This is a genomic window from Saccharopolyspora gloriosae (assembly GCF_022828475.1).
Classification (GTDB): domain Bacteria; phylum Actinomycetota; class Actinomycetes; order Mycobacteriales; family Pseudonocardiaceae; genus Saccharopolyspora_C; species Saccharopolyspora_C gloriosae_A.
In genome coordinates this window covers 597,901-618,172 of record NZ_CP059557.1, presented here as the reverse complement: position 1 = coordinate 618,172, position 20,272 = coordinate 597,901, and the positions used below count along the sequence as shown (strand labels likewise).

Genomic DNA, 20,272 nt, shown 5'->3' with positions numbered 1-20,272 from the left:
AGCGCGATTTCTCATGTCTGCCGCACAGCGAAATCACCGTCCTCGCGCGGGGCCGCCGAGAACCCGCCGGTGGTCATCTTGCTCTAGCCGGTCACTGCTCAACGGCTCCACCGCCGACAAAACAGGGCCTTCCCGACCTGCAACTTCAACAAAGTGTTGACACCCTGGGGTGCTGGTCGTAGCTTTTCGTCTCATCCGAGCGCGATGGGAACACCATGTCAGTACCTGAGCGGTTCAACGCCCTGCCGAGGGCCGAACTCCTGCCGGAGTTGCGCGCCTGCCTCGACGTCCCGCGGTGGGCGGAGCAGGTGTCCGACGCCCGCCCCTACCCGACCACCGAGGACGTGCTCGCCCACGCCGACACGTCCGCCCGCGAACTCACATCCGACGAGATCCACGCCGCGCTCGCCGCGCACCCCAGGATCGGCGAGCGCACCGAAGGCCACGACACCTCGTCGACCTGGTCCCGCTCCGAACAGTCCGGTGTGGACTTCGGCGACGACGAGCTGAAGTCCGCGCTGCAAGCGGAGAACGTCGCCTACGAACGCCGGTTCGGCCACGTGTACCTGGTGTGCGCGAGCGGCCGGAGCGGGACGGAGCTGCTGGAGGTCCTGCGCTCCCGGATGCACAACGATCCGCGCACCGAACTGGGCGTGGTGGCCGATGAGCTGCGCAAGATCGCGCTGCTGCGCTTGGCGAAGGTGATCGAATGAGCGCCGTCACGACGCACGTCCTGGACGCGGCGCTGGGCCGCCCGGCCGCCGGGATCGCGGTCCGGCTGGAGGGCGCGGACCTGCGAGCCGACGGGGTCACCGACGCCGACGGCCGCGTCGGAGACCTCGGCCCGGACGAGCTCCCGGCGGGCGACTACCGGCTGACGTTCGACACCGGCGCCTACTTCGCCGCGCAGGGCACCGACACCTTCTACCCGCGGGTGCAGATCACCTTCCGCATCGCCGATCCCGCTCAGCACCACCACGTTCCGCTGTTGCTGAGCCCGTTCGCCTACTCCACTTACCGAGGGAGCTGATCGCCCGATGGGCATCGTGTTGGGACCGAACCAGTACGGCAAGGCAGAGATCCGGCTCGTCGCCGTGGAGCGCGACGGCCTCCGGCACGGCATCCGGGACCTCACCATCGGCACGTCGCTGCGCGGCGAGTTCGACGCCACGCACCACACCGGCGACAACTCGAACGTGCTGCCGACGGACACCCAGAAGAACACCGCCTACGCCTTCGCGAAGCAGGCCCCGATCGGGGAGATCGAGGATTTCGCGCTGCGGCTGGGAAAGCACTTCCTCGACACCCAGGATCCGGTGCGGGGCGCGCGGATCCTCGTGGAGGAGCACGCGTGGGAGCGCATCGAGGTCGGCGGCTCCGGCCACGACCACTCGTTCCGGCGCGGCAGCGACGAGAAGCGCACCGCGGCCGTCACATTCGACGGCGACACCGCGCACGTGGTGACGGGCTTGAAGGACCTGGTAGTGCTGAAGTCCACCGGCTCGGAGTTCTGGGGCTTCCCGAAGGACGAGTACACGACGTTGCCGGAGGCCTCCGACCGAATCCTGGCGACGGCGGTGTCGGCGCGCTGGCGCCACCTCGGCACCGACGTGGAGTGGGCGGCGAGTTTCGATTCGATCCGCGCGACGCTGCTGGAGGCGTTCGCGACGACGCACAGCTACGCGTTGCAGCAGACGCTGTACGCGATGGGCGAATCGGTGCTGCGCGAGCACCCGCAGGTGGCGGAAGTGCGGTTGTCGCTGCCGAACAAGCACCACTTCCGCGTTGACCTGGAACCGTTCGGATTGACCAACGACAACGAGGTCTTCTTCGCCGCCGACCGCCCGTACGGCCTGATCGAGGGCACCGTGACCCGCGACGACGTCGAGCCCGCGCCGATGGCCTGGTACAGCACTCCGGAGTTCTGACTCCACCCCTCACTTCGACAAGGTCGTTCCGCCGAAATCAATTCTCATTCTCCGATTCACGCTGCCCGAAAACAGTCGATAATCGGCGACTGAGAATTGATCCGGGCCGAACACGTCGAAATCCGCGAACAATCGCCTCCCGGTAGAAATCCAGCCGAATCCCTTCCCACGGCCGAGGAGTCCTCGATGGCCTTCAAGAAGCACGCCGGCACCGACGTTCACCCGGTGGACGAACTTCCCGCCCCCGGCAAATTGCTGGCGTTCGGCGTTCAGCACGTGGCCGCGATGTACGCGGGCGTCGTCGCGCCGCCGCTGATCATCGGCGAGGCGCTGGCGTTGTCCGGGGTTCAGCTGACCTTGCTGATCGGGGCGAGCCTGCTCACCGCCGGGCTGGCGACTTTGTTGCAGTCGCTGGGAATCTGGCGGATCGGGGCGCGGTTGCCGTTCGTCAACGGCGTCACGTTCGGGTCGGTGGCGCCGATCCTCGCGATCATCGCGCAGCCCACCGGGGAGAACCCGCTGTCGGTGGTCTACGGCGCGGTGCTCATCGCCGGGGCGTTGGCTTTCCTGGTGGCGCCGTACTTTTCGCGGTTGGTGCGGTTCTTCCCGCCGGTGGTGAACGGCACCGTGATCACGCTGATCGGGTTGTCGCTGATGCCGGTGGGCATCGGGTGGGTCGCCGGGCAGGATTCGTCGGCGCCGGAGTACGCCTCGCCGGGCCGGATCGCGCTGGGTGCGGTGACCTTGGTGCTGGTGCTCCTGTTCAACCGCTTCCTGCGCGGTTTCTGGAATCGCATCGCGCTACTGGTCGGCCTGGTCGTGGGCACGGTGATCGCGTGGCCGTTCGGTTTCGTCGACACCTCGACGTTCGAGCAGGCGCCGATCTTCAGCTTGCCGGTGCCGTTCGCGTTGGGAGCGCCGAGTTTCAGCCTCAGCGCCACGCTGTCGCTGTGCGTGGTGATGCTGGTGGCGATGATGGAGAGCACCGCGGACATGATCGCGCTCGGCGAGATCGTGGACCGGCCCGCCGATGAGCGCACCATCGCCGCCGGCCTGCGCGCCGACGGAGCGGGGAGCGCGTTGAGCGCGGTGTTCGGCGGGTTCACGTGCAGCGCGTTCGCGCAGAACGTGGGGTTGGTGGCGCTCACTCAGGTTCGCAGCCGGTACGTGGTCGCGGCGGGCGGCGGAGTGCTGGTGCTGCTCGGACTGTTCCCCGTCGTGGGCGCGGTGGTGTCGCTGGTGCCGCAGCCGGTGCTGGGCGGCGCGGCGCTGGTGCTGTTCGGGTCGGTCGCCACCAGCGGCATCCGCACGCTCGGCCGCGCGGATCTCGGTGATCCGTTCCAGGCGCTGATCGTGGCCGCGTCGCTGGGCGTCGGCCTGATTCCCGTGGTGCAGCCCGATTTCTACGCCCACGCCCCCGATGCCTTGCGCACGGTCCTCGATTCCGGCATCAGCACCGGCTGCCTGGCCGCACTCGCCCTCAACGCCCTCTTCCACCGCCGCGACCCCGATGATCACCCTGCGCCGCTCCCAGCCGACCAGAGTGAATGACCCCACTCCCACCGAAACGCCGCCTCTGACGTCAACGGCCCATTTGACCGGTCGGGCCGGTCTCCGCGGGAGCCGGTCAATGCCTCCTTCGATCGGCGGGAGTGGGCTGAGGGACATTCACCTGGCCTCGCTCGGATACCTCGGAGCTGGACGATCGCCCGGTGGGAGACCCGATCGAGTGTCACTCGTGAGGTGAATGCGCCCAGCGGGGCGCACGGGGCGCCGTTGGACTGGTGCGGTCACCGAAGGAGGGGCCGTGCCACGAAAGTGCCGACATATCAGCCTGACCGCTGTCATCCTGCTGCTGCTCATGTCACCGACCGCGCTGGCAAGCGGGCGAACCGAGCGGGCGGACGGGGCCAGGCAAGTGATCTCCCGGAATTTCCCGGATCCCGACGTCTTCACCTACGACGGAACGCACTACGCGTACGCGACGAACACCGCCGGATACAACGTGCAGCTCGCGACCAGCACCGACCCGACGGGCTCCTGGCAACAGCGGGCCGACGCGCTCCCGCAACTGCCGCCGTGGATCGGGCCGTCCGAGACGGGCAGCCTCAACGTGTGGGCACCGGACGTGAGCGCCCGCGACGACGGCACGTTCCTGCTGTACTACACCGCGCACCACACGAACTCCGGCCGCCAGTGCATCGGAGCCGCGGTCGCCGAGTCACCGGAAGGCCCGTTCACCCCGACCAGTCCGGAGCCGCTGATCTGCGCTCCCGGACAAGGCGACGTGATCGACCCGGGCAGCTTCATCGACGATGACGGCAGCCGCTACCTGCTCTACAAGGACTCCCGGGGCGCCCGCGCCCGCAGCGGACCGTCGACCATCCACATGCGACCCGTCGCCGACGACGGCATCACGCCCGCAGGCCAGGACATTTCGCTGCTGAGCGCGGATCGCCCGGAGGAATCCGGAGTCGTCGAGGCCCCGGCGCTGTTGCGCCGGCCGGAGGGATACGTGCTGCTGTACTCCGGGAACACCTTCGACAGCGGCGATTACTTCACCAACTACGCGACCGCGTCGAGCCCGACCGGCCCCTTCACGAAAGCGCCCGGCGCACTGCTGAGCAAACGGGCGTTGGGCGGTTCGGTGACGAATCCGGGCGGCCAGGACGTGTTCGACGACGACGGGCTCATCGCGTTCCACGGCGACCTGCCCGAGCCGCCCGGTGATCGCGGGATGTGGGTAGCGGAACTGCGCTGGGAAGGACTGAATCCCGTGCTGTCGCGGGAAATTTCCTCTTGAACGATCATGCAAATCCACCCGATCGTGAACCTCTCGGCTAGTTCTGCCGGAAGAGCTCCCCGGCTATCGTTCCGATCAGTCCCGGCCGATGACGTGCGGTCTCCTTGCGCGGCAACCGGATGGGGCAAGGGAGGGAACGGACCCGATGTCCTCTGAGGACATCGGGTCCGTTTTATCCGCTGAACACTGCTCCATTTGCCGTAATTCGCTGAACTGAACAGCCGCTTCTGGACTCGGTCATGTATCGGGACGAAACGTCGATAGTCAGGCTGTCGTTGATCGCTTGAACTTTTCGCCGAATCCCAGGAGCAGCCCATGCGTTTACGGGCCCTCGCAGTCACGGTCGCCGGCCTGACGGCATTAGCCACGCCGTCCGCTTCCGCGGCCGCCACCAACGATCCCCTTGCCGGTCAGCAGTGGGGGCTCGATCAGATCCACGCCGAACAGGCCTGGCAGACCAGCACCGGCGCCGGCCAGGTCATCGCCGTCGTCGACACCGGTGTCGACCTCGGCCACCCCGACCTCCAGGGCCAGCTCGTGCCCGGCGCGACCTTCGCCTGCGGCGGCGCTCCCGCACCGTGCGGCAACGGTGACTGGGTCGGCGGCGACGGAGTCGGCCAGGAGACCGACGTGCACGGCACCCACGTCGCCGGAATCGCGGCGGCCGCCGCGAACAACGGCGTCGGCGGAGCCGGAGTCGCCCCCGACGCGAAGATCATGCCGGTGAAGGTGCTGGAGAACGGTTCCGGCGCGTTCAGCGAGATCGGCGCGGGCATCCGCTACGCAGCCGACCACGGCGCCAACGTGATCAACCTGAGCCTGGGCGCGCAGCCCGGCACCCAGCTGCTCACGCTGCTCGGCATCGAAGCGGACGCGAAGGACGCCATCGAGCACGCCCGTTCGAAGGGCGTCTCCGTCGTCGCCTCGGCCGGCAACGAGACCGCGCCGCTGTGCGACACGCCCTCGTGGGAGAAGGGCGCGCTGTGCATCGCGGCCACCGACCGCGAGGAGAAGAAGGCCTCCTACTCCAACTTCGGCCTGAAGCTGGACATGAAGGCCGTGTCCGCGCCCGGTGGCGCGGGGGACAAGGTCTGCGCCGACGACGTGATCTCCACCGTGCCGCGCGGCATGGGCACGGCGACGTGCGGCCAGTCCGACTACGACGCGCTCGCGGGCACCTCGATGGCCGCCCCGATGGTCGCCGGTGCCGCCGCACTGCTGACCGCGCAAGGACGTACCGCCGAGCAGGTGGAGCAGGTGCTGATGGACACCGCGCACACCCCCGGCAGCGACAAGACCGGGCAGTTCAGCCTGCTCACCGGTCACGGCGTCATCGACGCCGCGGCCGCCGTGAACACGCCGGTCACGCCGCAGCCCTGAGCCGGTAGGTGGGCGGCCCGCATCGGGTGGGCCGCCCACCACCCGCTCACCGGTCGAAACGACCGGATTTGAGTCTGTGCAAGAAGAATCCCCACTGAGCGGCCCGGACGGTGAAGTGCCCGTCCGCCGGGGCCTTCGAGTCCCGCACCGCCGTGGTTTCGAGCGATAACGCCACTTCGACGCAGTTGTAGTCGCCGCTGCGGGTGCTCTTGCGCCAGTTCAGTTCAGCCATCGGTCGGCCTCCGCTCAGCCGTTGTAGCGTCCCGCCTTCAGCTCGGACAGGAACCACGCCCACTGCCGTGCAGGTACGGATAAGTGTCCGGCAGCACGATCTTTGGAATCCCGTATCGCTGCGGAATCCGACGACACCGCGACCTCCACGCAGTTGTGGTACTGGTTGCTCCTCGAACTCTTCCGCCACTCACCCATCGGTCAGCCTCTCCGCTGCTTGCGTGATCAGGTCGACCGACTCTCGCTCCGCCAGCGCGACCTCGTCCAGCCGTTTGCAGGTTTCCACAGCAGGCTTCAAATCAGCAGGTTCCGCCAAGCACACGGCAAATCCCTGCGACTCCGTGAACGCATAAGCCGTTCCGTCTGCGAGCTCGAACAAGGTGAACGAACCATCCAAGCCCGGATGTGGAGGCATGCTGAGGGGAAGGACCCGAATGGCCACGTTGTTCCGGCGACTCAATGTGATCAGGTGATCGAGCTGGACTCTCAAAACGGCCGTGTCACCGAAGGTTCTCGCCAGCACGGACTCATCGATCATGAATGTCACGTGCGGAGGATCGGGCCGCGACAGGACCGCTTGCCGCCCGAGCCTCGCGGCGACCCGACGCTCAAGTTCCCGAGGCGGGCGGTCGGACAGGGCCATCAGACAGCGGGTGTAGTCAGGCGCCTGCGCCAAACCGGGAACCAGGGCCAACTCGACGCACGTGATCTTCGCTGCCTCGCGTTCGAGCACGAGCAGGCTCGCGAGCTGATCCGACATGCCGTCGCCGAGGGCGAGCCACGCCGAGGTCTCCTGCGATTCCCCCACGCGATCCAGCAACTCCTGCTTCTCGTCGCCGGTGACGCCGAACAGCGCGCACAGCGCGCTCACCTCTTCGCGGTCCGGCGCGCGCAGGCCGCGCTCGGTGCGGCTGATCGAGGATCGTGAGACACCTAAGGAAGATCCCACCGAACGGGTGGTCATTCCCTTGTTCTCCCGCAGAGTTCGCAGGCGCACGCCGAGTCCGAGCTGACGCAGGGCTTCTGACTGCCGCATTCGATGACCTCCGGATTCCGTCATGGGATCGGATCGAGACCTGAGCAACTACGTGCCGCGAAGAGCCGCTGAACTGCGGCGTCACAAATTCGCTGTGCCGAAAGGTAGCGATCTACCTTTCGTTTCGTCAGCGGTTCCGCCGGTGATCGAACCGAAAGGAGGACGAAATGGCGTTGCCGCATCCATTCCGATGCCCCAGACCGGTGGCGTTCTGGATCGTCGGGCTCTCGCTGTACCTGCGGCACGCCACGCCTTCCCGGCCAGGCGCGCTCCCCGGCGGCGAGCGGGCCGCGACGCTGTGCGGCACTTGGATCCGCGTCCCCTTCGACACCCCGCCACCACGCCGCCCGCGCTCCGAGCAGATCACCGCGCAATGCCCGCAGTGCGCGGAAATCGCCCGCACCCACGACTACCAGCTGCTCACCTGGGACTTCTGACCCGCCGGAAACTCCGGCCCACGACCCCGGCCCGTTGCGGAACCACCCCGACACCGCACCGGACCGGCCGGTGGCCGGGCGCACCCCTCCTCCCCGACGCGCCCGGCCACCACCCCCGAACCCGCTGGAAGTGAACGGACCGTTGGCCCAAGTCTGTTGGTCGAACAGTCCGTTCACTCGGGCTCACTTGGTCGAACAGTCCGTTCACCCGAGTCCTGTTGGGCGAACGGTCCGTTCACTCAACTCCCTTGGGCGAACGGTCCGTTCACTCGCGGCCTGCGCCCGGCGAGCGGGTGTTGATCGACAGCGGTCCGGTATGACCGATCTTCGCGTAGCCTGGTCGGAGCTGATCTCGCTGGGCCGTCCGCGGCGGGATCACCCCCGGCACCGGACAGAGGAGTCTCCACAATGGACTTAGGGAAACTGTTCAGCTCGCTCTCGCCCGCCAAGCACGACCACCGCTCCTCCCGGGACAGCAGCGATCGCCGCAAGCACCACCGCGGTCGCAGCCACTCCGACAGCGATCACCGCCGCCGCCGTCGCGACAGCTCCAGCCGCAGCGGCTCGGGCCGTCGCCGTCGCCGCAGCCGCAGTTGATCAAGATCGAATCCCCGAGTCCGGCGGCACCCCGCCGGACTTCGGCCGAAATCCCGAAGGTGGCCCGTGGCCGTTGACGCGCCGAGTTCCTACTACGGCGAAGACGACGACTGGGGAGCTCCCGGCCCCGTCCTGGAACCCGGCGAACACCTCGCTCCCGGCTACCGGGTGATCTCCCTGCTGCGGCGGGGAAATCGGCTCGACGTGTACGACCTCTGGAGTGAGGAACGCGGCTGCCGCTGCGTCGGCAAAACGCTCCGCCCGGAGCGCGCCGCCGACACCACCGCCGCCGGCTGGTTGCGCGGCGAAGGGATGCTGCTCGGCTCGCTCACCCATCCGCACCTGGTGCGCGGCTACGAAACGGTGCTCAGCGCCGAGCCCGCGCGACCCGTGGTGATCACCGAGACGCTGCCCGGGGCGACGCTGAGCTACCTGCTCGACCAGCACACGCGACTGCGGCCGGTCGACGCGGCGATCCTCGGCGTCCAGCTGTGCTCCGTGCTCGGCTACCTGCACCGGCAGGGCTGGGCGCACCTCGACGTCAAACCGTCCAATGTGGTCTCAGCGGGCGGGCGGGCCGTGCTGCTCGACCTGAGCCTCGCCTGCCGCATCGGCGACCACAACTCCGCGGGCACCTTCGACTACCTGTCGCCGGAGCAGGCACGCGGCGGGGAGATGACCGCCGCCACCGACGTGTGGGGACTCGGAATCACCTTGTGGGAGGCCCTTTCCGGCGCTCCGCCGTGGGTCGACGTGTCGCACCGCCAACGCCGCGAGGACGGCTCCCGGCACTATCCGCAGCTCGACGGCTCGCCGCCGCCGCTGCGCACCCGGCGCCGACTGCCCGCGCGGCTGTCCCGCACCGTCGACGCCTGCCTCGCCCCCGACCCGGCAGCGCGGCCGAGCATCGACGAAGTCGCCACCCGCCTGATCACCTGGTCCGGCATCGACCCGACCGGCTGAACGGCTGCCGTTGCGAGCCCTCGGCTCCTTCGCGCGCGGTCAGCCCTCGGACACACCGCACTCCGCATGGCCAGCCCTCGGACACACCGCCCTGCGTGTCGGCCACCCCTCGGCCATACCACCCGACGGGTGATCAGCCCTCGGACACACCGCCCTGCGCGTGGCTGGCGTTCGGGCGCACCGCGCTGCGTGTCGGTCAGCGCTCAGGCGCACCGCACGACGCGTGATCAACCCTCGGGCGCACGGCACTCCGTGGTCAGCGCTTGCGACGGAAGGCGATCGCGGCCGCGACGAGCACGACGGCTGCGGCGGCCTGGCCGCCGAGGACGATGCGGTTGACGTTCACCGCCGGGTGCCAGACGGCACCCTCCGAGGTCACCGCCCACGCGCCGACGGGCCGGGCGACGACACCGACTCCCCCGCCGGAACCCCGCTTCCCACGGCCACCGAGCCCGCCACCGGTGCGCACCTGCGCGACCGGCACCAACGTCGTCTCGCCCTGCTGCACGACCGGGCCGAAGACCTGGTTGTCCCGAAGCCGAGTCGCGAGCGCGGACAACGTGTCCTCAGTCCCGGCGATCTCGTTGTCGTTCCCGCCCATGGCGCGCGCCTCCTCGAACAGCGATCAACGGTCCGCATCCACACTAATCGCCCGAACCCCCCACCCGACGCGCTTCCACCCGACCAGCGATCGAAGTGAACGGACCGTTCGCCCAATCCCGTTGGACAAACGGTCCGCTCACCCACTCCCGATCAGCACCAGAAGCCGAGTCAACGGACCGTTCGCCCGATCCCGTTGGACAAACGGTCCGCTCGCTCTTGCCGCAGGTCAGAGGCGGGCGAGGGACCGGAGGCCGGGTTCGTCGATCGTCGTCAGCGCCTGGGCCTCCGGTCCGTCGATGGCGCCGTTGTCCAAGGCGCGAACGAAGGCCGCCGCCATCGCGCGGGCCGTGGCGGGCTCGTCGAGGACCGCTCCGTTGCCGGTGCCGACGTAAGCCGCGAGGCGCTCCGCCTGGCCTGGCGCGGTCTCGCGGAACGCGGCGAACACCGCCGCATAACGGCTCACCAGCTGCGCCGGATGCAGGTCCCAGCCCTGATAGAACCCGTGCCCCAGCGAGCGCCGCACCAGGTTGTAGTGGTTGCGCCAGCCGTAGTCCCGCTGATCGCCGACGGGCAGCACGTTCGTCGACCCGTCGGACAGGAAGATCCCGGTGCCCGCCGCCGCCACCTGCATCGCGTGCCGCGCGAAGTCGCAGGCTCCGTGCGCCAGGTGCTGGTGGGTCGCGGTGAGACCGCAGCTGGCCGTGTAGTCGTAGGTGCCGAAGTGCAGACCGCTGACCCGCCCGGCACCGGCCTCGATGAAGCGCGGCAACGCGAACCGCCCCGCCGAGTCCACAATGGACTGAGTGGTCTCCACCTGGATCTCGAAGCGCAACGAGCCCGCCGCCACACCGAGCCGCTGCTCGAACAGCTCCAGCAGCTCGACGAACACCTCGACCTGCGCGACGTCGACGACCTTCGGGAAGGTCAGCACGAATCCGCTCGGCAGACTCCCCCACTGCTGCAACAGCGACGTCAGGAACACGTCCAGCGTCCGCACCGAACGCGCGCGCAACTCCGCGTTGTCGAAGGACTTCACCCGCAGCCCGAACGTCGCGGGCTGCTCGCCGTCGCGCAACCACCCGGCCACGACACCCGCCGTGCGCTCGGCGTCGGCGTCCTCCGCCGCATCGCCGGGTGCGCCGTAGCCGTCCTCGAAGTCGATCCGGAGATCCTCCACGGCCGCCCCGGAAAGCTTGTGCCGCACCCGCGGATGCACCGCGTCGGCCACCGGCCCGTCCAAGCCCAGCAGGAACGTCAGCGCCGCGGGCGTGGGCAGGAATTCGTCGAACGCGCTCAGCGCCGTGTCCGCCCAGTACCGCAGAGTTCCGGCGTCGACCGAGCCCGCCGGTACGTAACAGGTGTGCACCGGCTGCCGCGCCGCGCCGGCTCCCGGATACCGCCGCGCCATGTCCTCGTCCACGGCCGACAACCGGGCCAACCGCGATTCGATCTGCTCAGCGTCCAACGACGTCCGCACACGCACCTCCGGCGAATAAGAAGCCCTTGCACCATGGTTTCGATGTCCTGTCAGCGGCGGAGCCGCTGAGCAGTGACCGGCTTGAGCAGATTGACCACCGGCCGGTTCTCAGCGGCTTCCTCGCGAGGACGACGATTTCGCCGTGTACGGCATGCGATCCCGCAGCGAGGAAGCCGTTGAGGTTCCGCTGAGCGGCCCACTGCGCAGGCCGTTCTGAGGGGCTCAGAAGAAGAGGGGGCGACACCTGCGCCGCCCCCTCCGGAAACGCTGGATCAGATCCGCTCGTAGGCGGGCAGCGTCAGGAAGTCCACGAACTCGTCCGCGACCGCGACCTGCTCGAACAGCTCCACGGCCTGGCCCAGGTTCTCCGTCGGGAAGCCGTTCTCGGCGCGCAGCGCCTTCTCGGTGTCGGCCAGCACCTGGCGCACCAGGTCGACCGTCACCTGCTCCCCACCGGCGAGGACGACGTCGTTGTGCAGCCACTGCCAGATCTGCGAACGCGAGATCTCGGCGGTCGCGGCGTCCTCCATGAGGTTGTGGATCGCCGCCGCACCGTTGCCGCCCAGCCAGGACACGATGTAGCGAACGCCCACGTCCACCGCCGCGCGCAGGCCCTGAATGGTCTTCTCACCCGGCGTCTGGTTCACCGCCAGCAGGTCGTCCGCGGTGATCGAGACGTCCTCGCGCTTGCGGTCGATCTGGTTCGGCTTGTCACCGAGGACGCCGTTGAACTCCTCGAAGCAGATCTCCACCAGGCCGGGGTGCGCGACCCAGGAACCGTCGAAACCGTCGCCGGCCTCGCGGTTCTTGTCGTCGTGAACCTTGGCCATCGCCTTGTCGTTGGCCTCCGGGTCCTTCTTGTTCGGGATGAACGCGGCCATGCCGCCGATCGCGAACGCGCCGCGCTTGTGGCAGGTGCGCACCAGCAGCTCCGTGTAAGCGCGCATGAACGGCGCCGTCATCCCGACCGTGTTGCGGTCCGGCAGGATGTACTGGTCCGAGTCGCGGAACGTCTTGATGACGCTGAACAGGTAGTCCCAGCGGCCGGCGTTGAGGCCCGCGGAGTGGTCGCGCAGCTCGTAGAGGATCTCCTCCATCTCGAACGCCGCCGGGAACGTCTCGATCAGCACCGTGCCGCGGATCGTGCCGTGCGGAATGCCGAGCTCCTGCTGGGCGTGGGTGAACACGTCGTTCCACAGCCGCGCCTCGAGGTGGCTCTCCATCTTCGGCAGGTAGAAGTACGGGCCGCTGCCCCGGTTCACCAGCTCCTGGGCGTTGTGGAAGAAGTACAGCCCGAAGTCCACCAGTGCGCCGACGACCGGCTTGCCGTCGACCAGCAGGTGCTTGTCGTCGAAGTGCCAGCCGCGCGGGCGCACCAGCGGCACCGCGTGCTGCACGTCGTCGCGCAGCTTGTACTGCTTGCCCTCCGGCGTGGTGAGCTCGACCTGCTTGCGCACCACGTCGTAGAGGTTCACCTGGCCGCTGACCACGTTCTCCCAGTGCGGCGTGTTCGCGTCCTCCAGGTCGGCCAGCCAGATGCGGGCGCCGGAGTTGAGCGCGTTCACCGACATCTTGCGGTCGGTCGGGCCGGTAATCTCCACGCGGCGGTCGGCGATGTCCGCCGGGGGCGTGGCGACCTGCCAGTCGGACTCGCGGATCTCCTTGGTCTCCGGCAGGAAGTCGAGCCTGCCGTTGCGGGTCGCCTCGTCGCGGCGCTGCACGCGGCGGGCCAGCAGCTCGTCCCGGCGAGCGCCGAACTTCCGCTGCAGACCGGCGACGAAGTCGAGAGCCTCCTTGGTGAGGATCTCGTCGCCCCGCTCCACGGAGCCGCCGAGCACCTGCACGCTCGTCGCTGGGGTCGTGTCGGACATGGAAGCCCACCTTCTCTCGGGTACCAGCGCTCGCCGCCGCACCGGGTCACGCCCGGTAGCGCCACAACGCTTCAGTGCTTTTCTGCATCGTGGATGTTAGTTTCCACGTATGGCCCGAGGCAACATGAGCTCGGGCACCGCCCACTAGAATCGATCACCAGGCCGATCTCCGAGGCCGACGAAGGGACCGCAGCGATGACCGGGCCACGCCGTGCCAACCAAGGCGGAGGGGTGCAGTCCATCGAGCGCGCCTTCGACCTGCTGGAACTGATGGCGGACGCGGGTGGCGAAGTCGCGCTCTCCGAACTCGCCGAAGCCTCCGGGCTGCCGCTGCCGACCATCCACCGCATCATGCGCACCCTCGTGAGCAGCGGATACGCCCGCCAGCAGCCGTCTCGGCGGTACTCGCTCGGGCCGCGGCTCATCCGGCTCGGCGAGACCGCGAGCCGCTCACTCGGGTCGTGGGCGCGGCCGTACCTGGCGGAACTCACCGAGGCCACCGGGGAAACCTCCAACATGGCGGTGCTCGACGGCGACCAGATCGTCTACGTCGCGCAGGTGCCGTCGCAGCACTCGATGCGGATGTTCACCGAGGTGGGCCGCCGCGTCGACGCGCACGCCACCGCCGTCGGCAAGGCCGTCATGGCGAACCTCGCCACCGACACCGTGGCGCAACTGCTCGGGCGCTCCGGGATGCGGGCGCAGACCGAACGCACGATCACCAGCGTCGCCGCCATGCAGGACGAACTCGGCCGGATCCGCGAGCAGGGTTTCGCCGTCGACGACGGCGAACAGGAAGTGGGCGTGCGCTGCTACGCCGTGGCCGTTCCCGGCGCACCCGCCGGAGCGGCGATCTCCATCAGCGGCCCCGAAGGGCGCATGACGCGGCTCGGCACCGAGACGATCGTGCCGGTGATGCGACGGCTCGCGAAGGACCTCAGCGCCGAGCTGAAAACCGCGTCACACAGCGCCTGATCGCTCCGGCGTTTCCGCGCGGGCGATGCGACGGCGCACGATGAACACGATCCAGGCGGCCACCGCTGCGACCAGCACCACCGGCGGCCCGGCCAAACCGACCGCCGCCGACACCTGCTCGTAGGCGGCGCCCGCGATCCGGCCGAGGGTGACCAGCAGTGCGGCCCAGACGAACGCCACCGGCACGTTCGCGAAGCTGAACCGGCGGTGCGAAACGCCCGCTCGGCCCGCCAGCCGAGGCATCAAGGTGCGCACCACGCTGAAGAACTGGCCGGTGGCGACCGCAGGCGCCGCACGGCGATCCAGGAACGCCAGCAACCGGCGCACCCGATCCGTCCCCGCGCGCTGAATCAGCTTGCGCTCCAAGCGATTCGGCGGTTCGAGCAGATCAGCCGAACCCGCATCCCGATCCAGCAGCCGGAGCCGCCGCGCCCGCAGGAAACCCCACTGGCAGCCCACCGCCGAAGCCGCGCCCGCCACCAGCACCGCCGCCCACAGGCCCACCAGCCCCTGCCGCGACAACAGTCCCAGCGCGAGCAGCGTCGGCGAACCGGGCAGGAACAACCCCACCGGCGACCCGGACTCCATCGCCAGCACCACCACGACCACCGCGAACAGCGCGAACACCGGCAACCCAGACAAGAACTCGATCACCGATGGTGCCTTTCCACGCCACGAGCGATGTGCCGGCTCACCCTACGGCCGGATCATGACCGCCGAGTTATCGCCCGTCACCCCACCGGCGCCAGCCAACGACCCGACCGAGCCACACCGGCACGCTCCGCGACCCCGCAATTTCGCGAGAAATTGACATGCCCGCACCGCCACGCCAGCCCGAAATCGGCCACGACCCCAGCTCAGCAAGTCCGGTTGCCGACGACCTCGGCTCGAGGACTTTCAATGTTGCTCAAGTTGTCCACAGCCGAGGGATTCGTCCACAGCTGTTCGGGCTGGCATGCGGCCGCGAGCCGGATGTCAGGGACGGGTCCAGGCGTGCCAGCGGTCGCCGTGGGGTTCCAAGGTCACTTCGCGGACGTCGTCGGGGCGGCGGTGCAGCCGGATCATCAAGTACTCGTCGGCCAGCCGTGCGGCGACCTCGGCGCCCCACTCCACGACCACGACGGCATCCGTGAGGTCGGTGTCCAGGTCCAAATCGTCGATGTCGTCGAGCCCGCCCAGCCGGTACGCGTCGACGTGCACCAACGCGGGACCGTCCGTCGCGGGGCGATGGACCCTGGCGATGACGAACGTCGGCGAGGTGACCTGCCCCGTCACGCCCATGCCCGCGGCGATCCCCTTCGCCAGCACCGTCTTCCCCGCGCCCAGCGGACCGTCCAAGACGACCAGATCACCGGCGCGCAACGTGGAACCCAGGCGGCGGCCGAACTCCAGCGCCTCCTCCGGAGTCGTCAACTCGGCGGTGGACGCCACATTCGCGCTCATGACCGGCCGCTCACTTTCTTCTCCCCACCCGAAATCCGCTGCGCCGCGCGCTTCACCAGCCCCACCAGATGTCCGGTGACCAGCTCGTGCTGCTCCAGCATCGCCATGTGACCGGCTCCCTCGACCCGCACCAGCTCCGCCTCCGGCAGCTCCCCGGCGATCACCTCGGAGTGCGAGAACGGCGTCATCCGATCCAGATCACCGCTGAGCACCAGCACCTCGGTGTGCCGCAGCCCGGCGAGCGCGGCCTTGCGGTCGTGCGACCCGAGCGTCTCCAGGAAGTCCGTGACGACCTGGACCGTGGTCGCCGAGATCATCTTGTTCATCAAGTCCACCAGCGACGGGCTGACCTCGCGATCACCGAAGGACAGCGCCCGCACGATGCTCCACGCCAACTGCCCGCCGGTGCGACGAACCCGCTCCACCAGCTCCGGCTGCAGCCCCGCGAGCACGCCCAGGCCACGGGTCAGCGGATTGTTGCGGGACAACCACGGCTTCGGGAGTCCGGAAGCACCGATCTCTCCGGCGGAGGTGCTCATGAACGCGACCGCGCACACCCGGTCGCGGAACAACTTCGGCTGCTGCTCGGCCAGCGCCATGATCGCCATGCCGCCCATCGAATGCCCCACCAGCACCACCGGCCCGCGCCGCGCGGTCGCCCGCACCACCGCGTCCAGGTCCTTGCCGAGCTGCTCGATCGTGCTGTTGCGCCGCGAGGAATGCCCGGACCGGCCGTGGCTGCGCTGGTCGTACTGCACGACCCGCACCCGCGGATCCGTCATCAACGGCAGGTCGCGGCGCTGGAAGTGCCAACATCGCGAATCCAGCGCGTAGCCGTGCACGAGCACCACCGTGAGGTCGGCGTGACCGCCGTCGGCGGGCTTGATCTCCTGCACCGCCAGCGGCACACCGTCATCCGCGGCCACCGTGGACTGCCGGTCCGGCCGCAGCCGCCCCAGGTTCTCCTGCGCGTACAGGTCGTCCTCGTCGTGACGCCGGGTGGCGATCCGCGAGCTGTGCGCCGCGACGCCGACGGCCGCCCCGGTCACCGCCGCCCCGAGCACCCCGCTGGTCCAGGCGAGCGCCTGCCACACCGGTCTCATCTCGCCACCTCCGCTGCCACCACGGTGCGCGTCACCCGCGGCCGGAACATGCCGGTGACGATCTCGTAGTGGATCGTGCCCAGCTTGTCCGCCCACTCCGCGGCGGTCGGCGCACCCCGCGCACCAGGACCGAACAACACGACCTCATCGCCCACGGCGACCGGATCGTCGTCGCAGCACACCACCAGCTGATCCATGCACACCCGCCCCACGACCGGCCTGCGACGGCCCGCCAGCCACACGTCCATGCGGCCGGACAGGTTGCGCGGCACGCCATCGGCGTAGCCCACCGGAACCAGCGCCAGCGTGCACTCGCGATCGGCCGTCCAGAGGTGGCCGTAGGACACGCTCTCGCCCGGCCCGACGCGCTTCGTCAGCACCACTTCGGAGCGGAACGTCATGGCCGGGATCAGCCCGTGCTCACCCGCCTGCGGCACCGGATCCAAGCCGTAGGCGGCGATGCCCGGCCGGACCAGGTCGAAGTGCAGGTCGGGGCGGGTCAGCAGCGCCGCCGAGTTCGCCAGATGCCGGAGCGGGGCGAGCCCGGCCGCGCACGCCTGCTCGTACGCCTCCTGGAAGCGGGCGGCCTGCGCGTCGATCGACGGGTGGCCGAGGTCGTCCGCGCACGCCAGGTGCGACCAGATCGCGACGATCTCGAGGGTTCCCGACGCCTGCGCCTTCGCCGCGCGCTCCACCAGCGACGGCCACAGCTCGGGCGGGCAGCCGTTGCGACTCAACCCGGTGTCGATCTTGAGGTGCACCTTGGCGGCGCGAGATCGGGCGTGCGCGGCCGCGGCGATGGCGTCGAGCTCGGCGGCCGAAGACGCGGCGAGCTCCACATCCGCGGCGACGGCCGCGTCGAAATCGTCCCCAGGGACGTGCAGCCAGCACAGCAGCGGAGCCGTGACGCCCGCAGCCCGCAACTGCAAGGCCTCCCCGATCGCCGCCACCCCCAACGCGGAGGCACCGGCTTCCAGCGCGGCGCGGGCCACGGTCTCGGCTCCGTGGCCGTAGCCGTCGGACTTCACCACTACCATCGTCGCGGCACCCGAGCGTTGCGCTCGTTCGGCCAGCAAGGTGACGTTGTGGCGCAGCGCATTGACATCAATGCGCAGGTCGGCGCGGTGCGCGGGCTGCTCAGTCATGGCGCCGACATCGTCGCACACGCATTGCCGATCACCGCCTGGTTGTGAAGCAGACCCTCATCACGCCCCTGTATACCACTGTTCGCGTGCATCTGATTACGTTCCGTGTTCGACCGACGCTCAGCGACGCCCGGCGACCCGCGGATCAGGTTTCGAGTGAACGGACCGTTCGCCCAATCCCGTTGGACGAACGGTCCGTTGACTCCACTCCGCCGCCCGCGCGTGCGGCCCCAGTTCCGAGTCAACGGACCGTTCACCCAACCCCCTCGGACGAACGGTCGGCTCACTCCACACCCAGCCCCTCGACGCACGGTCCGAATCCGAGTCAACGGACCGTTCACCCAACCCCCTCGGACGAACGGTCCGCTCACTCCATCCCGCTGTCCCTGGTGGGCGGTTGTCGCGATGTGCGGGTGCGTCGTTCAGGTGGCGCGGAGGGTGCGAATCGCCGTCGGGAGCGCCGCGAGCAGTGCGGAAGCCCCGATGGGCGCACCGGCCTCGTCGCCCCCGAGGGCGGCGAGCTCGGCGGCGAGGGAATGTGCGTGGGCGGCGAAACCGCAGGCCAGCCACGGATCCATCCCCGTCGCCAGCAACGCCCCGATCAGCCCGGTCAGCACATCGCCCGACCCGGCGGTCGCGGGCCAAGCGTGCTGCGACGGGTTGACCAGCACGCGGCCGTCCGGAGCGGCGATCACCGTGGTGTTGCCCTTCAGCAGCAGCACCACGTCGTCGCGCCGCGCCACTTCCCGCGCCGCGGCGACCCGATCCGGGCCGACCTCGCCGGCGAGCCGCGCGAACTCACCGGCGTGCGGGGTCAACACCACCGCCGCGTCCGGGTCCCGCGCGTCCCACAGCGTCGGATCCTCCGCGAACAACGTGATCGAATCCGCGTCCGCGCACACCGGGCGCCCCGACTCCAGCACGTGCCGCAGCACCTCGCGCCCGCTCGCGCCGGTGCCGATGCCCGGCCCGACCGCCCAGGACTGCACCCGGCCCGCGTCGGCGACCGACCCGGTCGCCACCACCTCGGGCCACCGCGACCGCACCACGTCCGCGGCGGGACCGGCGTAGCGGACCATGCCCGAAGTCGCCTGCACCGCCGAGCCCGCGGCCAACATCGCCGCGCCCGGATACGTCGCCGAACCCGCGGCGACACCCACGACACCCTGCGAATACTTGTCGTCAGATGGGCGCGGGACGGGCCACCCCGCACCGACGTCCGCCGGGTCCAGCACGTGCAGATCGGGCTCCGGCAGATCATCGCCCAAGCCGATGTCGGCCACCACAACCGAACCCGACAGCACCGCACCGGCACCGAGCACGTGGCACGGTTTCCGCCCGCCGAAGGTGACCGTCACCTCCGCGTGGACCGCAGGGCCGTCCGCAGCGCCCGTGATCGGATCAACGCCGCTGGGCAGATCGATCGCCACGATCGGCACCTCGACCCGAGCCACCAGCTCGGCCGCCACCGGGCGCAGGCTCCCCCGCGCGGAGAGGCCCACGATGCCGTCGATCACCAGATCCGCGCGCTGCACCGCGTCCGTCGCGGCGGCCCCGATCCCCGCGGTGTCCGCTCCCGGCCCCTCCGCCCGCACGATCCGGCCGCCGGCCCGGCGCAACGCCGCCAGCCCCGCCGGGTGGGTCTTGTCCGGAGTCAGGAGGATCGCGGTGACACCGGCTCCGCGACGACGCAGCTCCGCACCGGCCCACAACGCGTCCCCGCCGTTGTTGCCTGCACCGACCAGCAACGTCACGTGCCGGCCCGCGGTCGCTCCCGTCGTCTCGGCCAGCAGCCGCGCGCCGTGCGCGGCGACGGCGAACGCGGCGCGGCGCATCACCACCGGCTCCGGGGTTCGGACGAACACACTGCGCTCGGCGGCCCGGATCTGATCCGGCGTCCACACTCCCTGCACGGAGACCTCCCACTCGCGGTTGCTGCCGTCTTACCCGATCAGCCCGCCCCTGTCGCCTCACGCCCCGCACCGAGCCGCGCAGCAGCTGTTTCGAGTGAACGGACCGTTCGACCAATCCCCTTGGACAAACGGGCCGCTCACCCCGACCGGACACCAGACATCGAGGCACCCAGCGAGCAGCAACCGATTCGAGTCAACGGACCATTCGACCAACCCCCTTGGACAAACGGGCCGCTCACCCCGACCGGACACCAGACATCGAGGCACCCAGCGAGCAGCAACCGATTCGAGTCAACGGACCATTCGACCAACCCCCTTGGACAAACGGGCCGCTCACCCCGACCGGACACCAGACATCGAGGCACCC

General features: G+C 69.5%; 20 protein-coding genes. 9 read left to right on the top strand and 11 right to left on the bottom strand.

Annotated elements, in window-relative coordinates:
* Window positions 1-215: 215 nt before the first annotated feature.
* From uraD to H2Q94_RS02690, 6 genes are all read left to right on the top strand, one after another.
* Entirely contained in the window at window positions 216-713 is a 498-nt protein-coding gene (gene uraD, locus H2Q94_RS02715; protein ID WP_243791642.1) for a 2-oxo-4-hydroxy-4-carboxy-5-ureidoimidazoline decarboxylase, read from the top strand.
* Window positions 710-1,030: a hydroxyisourate hydrolase gene (gene uraH, locus H2Q94_RS02710; RefSeq protein ID WP_243791639.1), complete on the top strand. Its 321-nt coding sequence runs from the start codon at window positions 710-712 to the stop codon at window positions 1,028-1,030. The genes uraD and uraH overlap by 4 nt, the downstream gene beginning before the upstream one ends.
* Before the next feature lie 7 nt (window positions 1,031-1,037).
* Window positions 1,038-1,928, top strand: a complete 891-nt coding sequence (gene pucL, locus H2Q94_RS02705; RefSeq protein ID WP_243791637.1) for a factor-independent urate hydroxylase — start codon at window positions 1,038-1,040, stop codon at window positions 1,926-1,928.
* Between the two features lie 186 nt (window positions 1,929-2,114).
* Window positions 2,115-3,479, top strand: a complete 1,365-nt coding sequence (locus H2Q94_RS02700) for a nucleobase:cation symporter-2 family protein (RefSeq protein ID WP_243791635.1) — start codon at window positions 2,115-2,117, stop codon at window positions 3,477-3,479.
* Window positions 3,480-3,735: 256 nt separating this feature from the next.
* A complete protein-coding gene (locus tag H2Q94_RS02695) occupies window positions 3,736-4,731 on the top strand; it encodes a glycoside hydrolase family 43 protein (RefSeq protein ID WP_243791633.1) in 996 nt (331 codons plus the stop codon).
* Between the two features lie 315 nt (window positions 4,732-5,046).
* Entirely contained in the window at window positions 5,047-6,111 is a 1,065-nt protein-coding gene (locus tag H2Q94_RS02690; RefSeq protein WP_243791631.1) for a S8 family serine peptidase, read from the top strand.
* A gap of 46 nt (window positions 6,112-6,157) precedes the next feature.
* Here H2Q94_RS02690 and H2Q94_RS02685 read toward each other — a convergent pair whose 3' ends face one another.
* The 3 genes from H2Q94_RS02685 to H2Q94_RS02675 are packed head-to-tail and all read right to left on the bottom strand — an operon-like array spanning window position 6,158 to window position 7,378.
* Entirely contained in the window at window positions 6,158-6,343 is a 186-nt protein-coding gene (locus H2Q94_RS02685; protein WP_243791629.1) for a DUF397 domain-containing protein, read from the bottom strand.
* A 14-nt stretch (window positions 6,344-6,357) separates the two neighbouring features.
* Window positions 6,358-6,540 carry a DUF397 domain-containing protein gene (locus tag H2Q94_RS02680; protein WP_243791627.1) on the bottom strand — a complete coding sequence of 61 codons (183 nt, stop codon included), beginning with the start codon at window positions 6,538-6,540 and terminating at the stop codon, window positions 6,358-6,360.
* On the bottom strand, window positions 6,533-7,378 hold the full coding sequence (locus tag H2Q94_RS02675; RefSeq protein ID WP_243791625.1) for a helix-turn-helix domain-containing protein: 846 nt from the start codon (window positions 7,376-7,378) through the stop codon (window positions 6,533-6,535). The genes H2Q94_RS02680 and H2Q94_RS02675 overlap by 8 nt, the downstream gene beginning before the upstream one ends.
* A gap of 203 nt (window positions 7,379-7,581) precedes the next feature.
* On the opposite strand from H2Q94_RS02675, the gene H2Q94_RS02670 reads away from it, so the two are divergent.
* Together H2Q94_RS02670 and H2Q94_RS02665 are read left to right on the top strand one after the other, a co-directional pair.
* Window positions 7,582-7,815 carry a hypothetical protein gene (locus tag H2Q94_RS02670; RefSeq protein ID WP_243791623.1) on the top strand — a complete coding sequence of 78 codons (234 nt, stop codon included), beginning with the start codon at window positions 7,582-7,584 and terminating at the stop codon, window positions 7,813-7,815.
* A 663-nt stretch (window positions 7,816-8,478) separates the two neighbouring features.
* On the top strand, window positions 8,479-9,375 hold the full coding sequence (locus H2Q94_RS02665) for a serine/threonine-protein kinase (RefSeq protein ID WP_243791620.1): 897 nt from the start codon (window positions 8,479-8,481) through the stop codon (window positions 9,373-9,375).
* A gap of 256 nt (window positions 9,376-9,631) precedes the next feature.
* On the opposite strand, the gene H2Q94_RS02660 is transcribed toward H2Q94_RS02665, so the two are convergent.
* The 3 genes from H2Q94_RS02660 to aceB form a co-directional block, all read right to left on the bottom strand.
* Window positions 9,632-9,976, bottom strand: coding sequence for a hypothetical protein (locus H2Q94_RS02660; protein ID WP_243791618.1), 345 nt, complete (start codon window positions 9,974-9,976; stop codon window positions 9,632-9,634).
* Between the two features lie 228 nt (window positions 9,977-10,204).
* Window positions 10,205-11,455: a DUF6986 family protein gene (locus tag H2Q94_RS02655; protein ID WP_243791616.1), complete on the bottom strand. Its 1,251-nt coding sequence runs from the start codon at window positions 11,453-11,455 to the stop codon at window positions 10,205-10,207.
* Window positions 11,456-11,727: 272 nt separating this feature from the next.
* Entirely contained in the window at window positions 11,728-13,326 is a 1,599-nt protein-coding gene (gene aceB / locus H2Q94_RS02650) for a malate synthase A (RefSeq protein WP_243791613.1), read from the bottom strand.
* 195 nt (window positions 13,327-13,521) lie between these two features.
* Between aceB and H2Q94_RS02645 the strand changes: the two genes are divergently transcribed.
* Entirely contained in the window at window positions 13,522-14,301 is a 780-nt protein-coding gene (locus H2Q94_RS02645; protein ID WP_243791611.1) for an IclR family transcriptional regulator, read from the top strand.
* On the opposite strand, the gene H2Q94_RS02640 is transcribed toward H2Q94_RS02645, so the two are convergent.
* From H2Q94_RS02640 to H2Q94_RS02620, 5 genes are all read right to left on the bottom strand, one after another.
* Window positions 14,287-14,955, bottom strand: a complete 669-nt coding sequence (locus tag H2Q94_RS02640) for a DedA family protein (RefSeq protein WP_243791609.1) — start codon at window positions 14,953-14,955, stop codon at window positions 14,287-14,289. The genes H2Q94_RS02645 and H2Q94_RS02640 overlap by 15 nt on opposite strands.
* Before the next feature lie 321 nt (window positions 14,956-15,276).
* Complete coding sequence (gene tsaE, locus H2Q94_RS02635; RefSeq protein WP_243791607.1) at window positions 15,277-15,744, bottom strand: tRNA (adenosine(37)-N6)-threonylcarbamoyltransferase complex ATPase subunit type 1 TsaE; 468 nt, start codon at window positions 15,742-15,744, stop codon at window positions 15,277-15,279.
* Entirely contained in the window at window positions 15,741-16,847 is a 1,107-nt protein-coding gene (locus tag H2Q94_RS02630; protein WP_243791605.1) for an alpha/beta fold hydrolase, read from the bottom strand. Before H2Q94_RS02630 ends, tsaE begins: the two co-directional genes overlap by 4 nt.
* Entirely contained in the window at window positions 16,844-17,992 is a 1,149-nt protein-coding gene (gene alr / locus H2Q94_RS02625; RefSeq protein WP_243791603.1) for an alanine racemase, read from the bottom strand. Before alr ends, H2Q94_RS02630 begins: the two co-directional genes overlap by 4 nt.
* A gap of 422 nt (window positions 17,993-18,414) precedes the next feature.
* On the bottom strand, window positions 18,415-19,905 hold the full coding sequence (locus H2Q94_RS02620; RefSeq protein ID WP_243791600.1) for an NAD(P)H-hydrate dehydratase: 1,491 nt from the start codon (window positions 19,903-19,905) through the stop codon (window positions 18,415-18,417).
* Window positions 19,906-20,272: the final 367 nt, after the last annotated feature.

Excerpts from the sequence above, each read along its gene's own strand:
- uraD (WP_243791642.1), top strand. The coding sequence starts at position 216 with ATGTCAGTACCTGAGCGGTTCAACGCCCTGCCGAGGGCCGAACTCCTG.
- uraH (WP_243791639.1), top strand. The coding sequence starts at position 710 with ATGAGCGCCGTCACGACGCACGTCCTGGACGCGGCGCTGGGCCGCCCG.
- pucL (WP_243791637.1), top strand. The coding sequence starts at position 1,038 with ATGGGCATCGTGTTGGGACCGAACCAGTACGGCAAGGCAGAGATCCGG.
- H2Q94_RS02700 (WP_243791635.1), top strand. The coding sequence starts at position 2,115 with ATGGCCTTCAAGAAGCACGCCGGCACCGACGTTCACCCGGTGGACGAA.
- H2Q94_RS02690 (WP_243791631.1), top strand. The coding sequence starts at position 5,047 with ATGCGTTTACGGGCCCTCGCAGTCACGGTCGCCGGCCTGACGGCATTA.
- H2Q94_RS02685 (WP_243791629.1), bottom strand. The coding sequence starts at position 6,343 with ATGGCTGAACTGAACTGGCGCAAGAGCACCCGCAGCGGCGACTACAAC.
- H2Q94_RS02680 (WP_243791627.1), bottom strand. The coding sequence starts at position 6,540 with ATGGGTGAGTGGCGGAAGAGTTCGAGGAGCAACCAGTACCACAACTGC.
- H2Q94_RS02675 (WP_243791625.1), bottom strand. The coding sequence starts at position 7,378 with ATGCGGCAGTCAGAAGCCCTGCGTCAGCTCGGACTCGGCGTGCGCCTG.
- H2Q94_RS02660 (WP_243791618.1), bottom strand. The coding sequence starts at position 9,976 with ATGGGCGGGAACGACAACGAGATCGCCGGGACTGAGGACACGTTGTCC.
- aceB (WP_243791613.1), bottom strand. The coding sequence starts at position 13,326 with ATGTCCGACACGACCCCAGCGACGAGCGTGCAGGTGCTCGGCGGCTCC.
- H2Q94_RS02645 (WP_243791611.1), top strand. The coding sequence starts at position 13,522 with ATGACCGGGCCACGCCGTGCCAACCAAGGCGGAGGGGTGCAGTCCATC.
- tsaE (WP_243791607.1), bottom strand. The coding sequence starts at position 15,744 with ATGAGCGCGAATGTGGCGTCCACCGCCGAGTTGACGACTCCGGAGGAG.
- H2Q94_RS02630 (WP_243791605.1), bottom strand. The coding sequence starts at position 16,847 with ATGAGACCGGTGTGGCAGGCGCTCGCCTGGACCAGCGGGGTGCTCGGG.
- alr (WP_243791603.1), bottom strand. The coding sequence starts at position 17,992 with ATGACTGAGCAGCCCGCGCACCGCGCCGACCTGCGCATTGATGTCAAT.